Here is a 1,077-nt window from a genome sequence, read left to right on the forward strand (position 1 = left end):
GGTCTGGATTGGGCTCATCTCGTATTCTTTGTATCTTGTTCACTGGCCGCTCAATGCGTTCGCGCATTATCTTTCGTTCCAAAAACTCGATCCTTTGATGACCGGTGCGATGTTGGTAGCAAGCCTCGCATTGGCTGCATTCTCCTGGAAGTTTGTAGAGCAGCCGTTTCGACAGAAGAGGGCCTTCACCGCCCCGGGGCCTATCTTCGCCTTTTCAGCGCTCGCGATCGTTGTTCTTTGTGCCGGCGGAGCGGCGGGGGCGCTCGGCAACGGCTTTCCGCAACGGTTTCCGGACTATGTCCAGCGGCGCATTTCCGTCGGGGACTGGAGGAATGGCATCTGTTTCAACGAGGGCACCAGCCGGATCGAAAGCTGGAATATGGAGGATTGCACGCGCACTCGCGGTTTTCCAACAACGGTTTTTTTGTGGGGCGACTCCTTCGCCGCGCACTATGTTTCCGGCCTGGGTGCTAACATAAATCGGTTGCAGGCGAACATCGTGGAATATACGTACGCCGGCTGCCCGCCGATACTCTCTTACTACTCTTACGCTCGTCTTGATTGTGTCCGGTTCAATCGCAAGGCCTTGGACATCATCTTGGAAGCGGACATCAAGACGGTTATCCTCAGCGGTAAATGGAGTGACTATGAGGTCAGAGGCTTCGACGGTCTTCAGCAAACAATCGATACGCTTCGTGCCCTGGGCGTGCGCGTGTTTGTCATCGGCCAGTCTCCGCAGTTCCCAACTGACGTCCGGAAAATTGCGTTCTTCGCCAAGCGCCAAAATCTGGACGATACGTCCTGGCCGATGGCGATGGACCCCGGCATCAACGAACGTGTGCGCTCATTTACCAAAGGCGCCACATTCATCGATCCGCTGAAATTCCTGTGCAGCGCAGGACGCTGCCCCTATTCCGACAGAGGAGAGTTTATGTATTTCGACTATGGTCATTTCTCTTCAGCCGGCGCCACACTGGCAATCTCGAAATACTGGCCGGCTTTTGGCAAAGACAATGCTCTTCCTAAGACGAAGTAGCGGGTCAGATGGCTGACAAGCACCAGTGCGGGTCCCTGTGA

General features: G+C 55.2%; 1 protein-coding gene. It reads left to right on the forward strand.

Features of this window, described 5'->3' with window-relative positions; translation table 11 throughout:
- A partial coding sequence (locus EOA85_RS35905; protein ID WP_164760162.1) for an acyltransferase family protein occupies positions 1–1,036 on the forward strand: 1,036 nt, incomplete at its 5' end.
- Positions 1,037–1,077: the final 41 nt, after the last annotated feature.

Source organism: Mesorhizobium sp. M5C.F.Ca.IN.020.29.1.1 (assembly GCF_003997375.1).
Classification (GTDB): domain Bacteria; phylum Pseudomonadota; class Alphaproteobacteria; order Rhizobiales; family Rhizobiaceae; genus Mesorhizobium; species Mesorhizobium wenxiniae.